Raw genomic sequence first — 3259 nt, 5'->3', positions numbered from 1 at the left:
CCTCCGTTGGTCAGAGCCGGGTTCCTAGACAGCTCCCACTCGACACGGAGGTCTCTCTTCACGTCAACAACGGTCCTGGTCAGTACACCTAGGCGAGCGGCGCCGTCGGGCCTTCCCCCGCCCGACGGCGCCGCTCGTCCCCGCACACGGGCGGCCCCGCCCGGGCTACCTCGTGCGACCGAACCAGCCTCGGCGCGCCGGCCGCTCGGGACGCGCGGGCACCGTGGGCGGCACCGGCTCCGGACCGGGCGCGAGCTCCACCGACACCCCGCTCAGGCGACCGCGCTCGTCGAACGACACCGTCACGTCCCCGTCGCTCACCCCCACGACGGCCGTCTGCGCGTCCTCCCACCGGATGTCCAGCCCGCGCAGGACCGCGTAGGCGCGCACTGCCCGACGGTGATCGGCGACCGCCGTGCTCCCGAGCCCCTCCGGGACCACGCGCGCGACCCGCGCGACCGTCGCCTGCGGCAGCTCGAACCGCGGGTGCGTCAGCAGGAACCACGCGCACGTGCCCCCGCCCGTCGGGCCCGCGAAGTGCGTGAAGTGCCCCGTCACGGCCTTCGCAGCCAGCGCCAGCCGGTACGGGACCGCGTCCGTCAGGAGGATCTCCGGGGTACTCAGCTCGAAGATCCCACCCGTCACCCCGCGCTGCCTGACGTGCTCCGCCGCCGCCACGACCGACGCCGGGAAGTTGTTGACGTTGTTCCACCCCCACAACCAGCTCCTCGTGCTGGGCACCGCCGCCCCCAGGAAGTGCGCCCCGCACACGAGCGGCACCTCGCTGTGGAACGTCACCATGCCCGCCTCGAGATCCGCGTCCCACGCCGACTCGCCCCCCAGGTCCGCGAAGTGGAGCTGGTGCTCGGTCGACAGGATCACGGCACGATCCACGAGGTCGTCGAGAGTCGGGGCCGGGTTCGTCTGCGACATCCAGACAGCACACCACCGACCCGCGCCCCGCGCGCGGCGAAACGGACAGAACGCCGCGCGTGGCGCGACGATTCACCCTCGGCGGAACCGGGGTTGGGGCAGGCACGGACGCAGCCTGGCGCACGCGCCGCCGGCCGCGCCGGGCGCGACCGTCAGGCGGCGAGCAGCAGGACCGTCGTGGTCGGCGTGGTGGTGCGCACCGGTGCCGAGCTGCGCCGGGGCGACGCACCGAGCGCGTGGAGCTCGCGCGCGGCGCGCTGCTGCGACGTGAGGCTGCGACGCTCGACACCGGCCCGGCGGGCGGCCTCGGCGTCGAACTCGTCCTGGCTGCGGGCCAGGAGGTCGACCACACGCAGGCCCAACGCACGACAGATCGCGGCCAGGACCTCGGACGACGCCTCCTTGCGGCCGCGCTCGACCTCCGAGAGGTACGCCGTCGAGACCTGCGCCGAGAGCGCTACGTCGAGCAGCGTGCGCGCCTGCTCGGTCCGCTCGGCCCGCAGGATGCCGCCCACGACGTGGCGCAGCAACGGTTCGGCGGTCCGGCGCCCGACGAGCACCACCTGGCCAGCGGCTGCCATCGCCTGCTCCTTCGTCGCGGTCGTGGGCGCGGTGGCCCTCGTCCCCTCAACCTAGCGCCGCCCCGAGACCCGGACGCCCGCAGGAGTGGTCCGTCTGCTGCTGGCGTAACGTGGGAACGGCCCCGAGGAGACCATCGCGAGAGGCGGCCCGCCGATGTTCCGCACGCTCTTCCCCATCCTCGTCACGACCGACCTCGACCGGTCGCTCGGGTTCTACCGCGACCTGCTGCGCGGCACCGTGACGTACCAGTTCCCCGACGACGGGCCACCCGTGTACGTCTCGGTCACCGTGGGCGACGGCTCGCTCGGGATCGGGGTCGGCCGCGAGAGCGCCGACGTCGGGCGCACGCACCTGTGGGTCACGGTCGACGACTGCGACCAGGCCGTGGCGCACCTGGCCGCCGCCGGGGTCGTCGTGGTGTCACCGCCCGAGGACCAGCCCTGGGGCGAGCGCGTCGCCCGCGTGCTCGACCCCGACGGGAACCAGGTGTCGCTCGGGCAGGAGGCCGCCGAGGACCCCGAGCCGGAGGGACCGACAGGGTTGTCGTAGGACCGGTGCCCCCACTGGGACTCGAACCCAGACTGCGCCGATTTTAAGTCGGATGCCTCTGCCGATTGGGCTATGGGGGCCGGGGGTGAGGATATCCCGGCCGTGGTCGGGCCGACAGGCGGGACCACGTCGTCGGCTCTCCTCGACGCTGACAGCGTCCCGCGCCGCTACCGCGACCCGGCCAGCGCCCAGCGGATCGCCTTCGTGACGGTCCGCCCACCCGCCCGCACCAGCACCGACTCCCCGCGCAGGGGCCACCGCACCGGGATCATGCGCCGCGACCATGCGGGCAGCGACGCGACCGAGGCCGCCCCCAGCGCCGCGTAGGGGCCCCGGGCGAGGAACGGGAGTGGCGGCTCGGACAGCAGGAAGCGGGCGACGTCGTCGGACTCGGTGGTCCGCGCAAGCTGCGGGCGGAACTCCTCGAACGCCCGCGCCAGCTCGGCGCGCGAGCGGGGCGGGTCCACGGCCCCGAGCCGGTCCGCGACCGTCGCGGCCTGCGCGAGGTACTCGTCGCAGCCCGCGGCGTCGAGGGGACGCTCGCCGTAGCGCTGGTGCGCGGCGAGGAAGCTGTCGGCCTCCGCGACGTGGACCCATCGCAGCAGCCACGGGTCGTCGGCCGCGTACGGGCGACCGTCGGAGGCCGTGCCACGGACGCGGACGTGCACCGACCGGACGACGTCGACCGCCTGCTGCGCGTGCTCGACCGTCCCGAACGTCGTGACGGCGAGGAACGTGCTGGTCCGGGCCAGGCGCCCCCACGGGTCGCCCCGGTACCCCGAGTGCGCCGCGACCGCGGCCATCGCGAGCGGGTGCAACGACTGGAGCAGCAGCGCGCGCAGACCACCCACGAACATCGACGCGTCGCCGTGCACGCGCGCGATCGCGGAGTCCTCCGCGAACCAGCGCGGTCCCGGGGTGTCGTGGATCCGGGACCGCTCGGCCGGGCCGTCGGGGCCGGCGACCCGCTCGAACAGGGCGCGGCCCGCACGGGTCCGCAGATCGGCGACGACGCGAGTGCTCACCCGTCCATTGTGCGCCGCCACCGTTCCACGTGAAACGGGTGGTTCGGTCCGAGACGGGTGGTCCGGGCCGTGACGCGGGCACCTGCCTCGGGCCGGACCACCCGTCTCGCCGAGCCGCGCCGATCGACGGCACCACGCACTCCGCGAGGGCGGCCCCGTCTCCGGGACCG

At 74.7% G+C, this 3259-nt stretch carries 4 protein-coding genes and 1 tRNA gene; 1 reads left to right on the top strand and 4 read right to left on the bottom strand.

The features are described 5' to 3' along the window. Nucleotides 1–165 precede the first annotated feature (165 nt). Both NHG27_RS18900 and NHG27_RS18895 read right to left on the bottom strand, forming a co-directional pair. Nucleotides 166–933, bottom strand: a complete 768-nt coding sequence (locus NHG27_RS18900; protein WP_497017347.1) for a DUF6882 domain-containing protein — start codon at nt 931–933, stop codon at nt 166–168. A 152-nt stretch (nt 934–1085) separates the two neighbouring features. Next, on the bottom strand, nt 1086–1514 hold the full coding sequence (locus tag NHG27_RS18895) for a helix-turn-helix domain-containing protein (protein ID WP_497017346.1): 429 nt from the start codon (nt 1512–1514) through the stop codon (nt 1086–1088). A 154-nt stretch (nt 1515–1668) separates the two neighbouring features. Here NHG27_RS18895 and NHG27_RS18890 point away from each other — a divergent pair, with 154 nt between their 5' ends. Then, the gene (locus NHG27_RS18890) at nt 1669–2064 is read left to right on the top strand and encodes a VOC family protein (RefSeq protein ID WP_497017345.1); all 396 of its coding nucleotides are present in this window, start codon (nt 1669–1671) and stop codon (nt 2062–2064) included. Nucleotides 2065–2070: 6 nt separating this feature from the next. Here the strand turns inward: NHG27_RS18890 and NHG27_RS18885 are convergent. Together NHG27_RS18885 and NHG27_RS18880 are read right to left on the bottom strand one after the other, a co-directional pair. Continuing rightward, a tRNA-Leu gene (locus NHG27_RS18885) sits at nt 2071–2144 on the bottom strand. A gap of 87 nt (nt 2145–2231) precedes the next feature. Beyond that, nucleotides 2232–3089: an oxygenase MpaB family protein gene (locus tag NHG27_RS18880; protein ID WP_497017344.1), complete on the bottom strand. Its 858-nt coding sequence runs from the start codon at nt 3087–3089 to the stop codon at nt 2232–2234. Between the last annotated feature and the right edge of the window lie 170 nt (nt 3090–3259).

Source organism: Oerskovia sp. 140933, assembly GCF_059651515.1.
This window is presented reverse-complemented; position numbering and strand designations above follow the sequence as displayed.

Bases quoted from the DNA above. Each gene is read 5' to 3' on its own strand.
- NHG27_RS18900 (WP_497017347.1), bottom strand. From the start codon at position 933: ATGTCGCAGACGAACCCGGCCCCGACTCTCGACGACCTCGTGGATCGT.
- NHG27_RS18895 (WP_497017346.1), bottom strand. From the start codon at position 1,514: ATGGCAGCCGCTGGCCAGGTGGTGCTCGTCGGGCGCCGGACCGCCGAA.
- NHG27_RS18890 (WP_497017345.1), top strand. From the start codon at position 1,669: ATGTTCCGCACGCTCTTCCCCATCCTCGTCACGACCGACCTCGACCGG.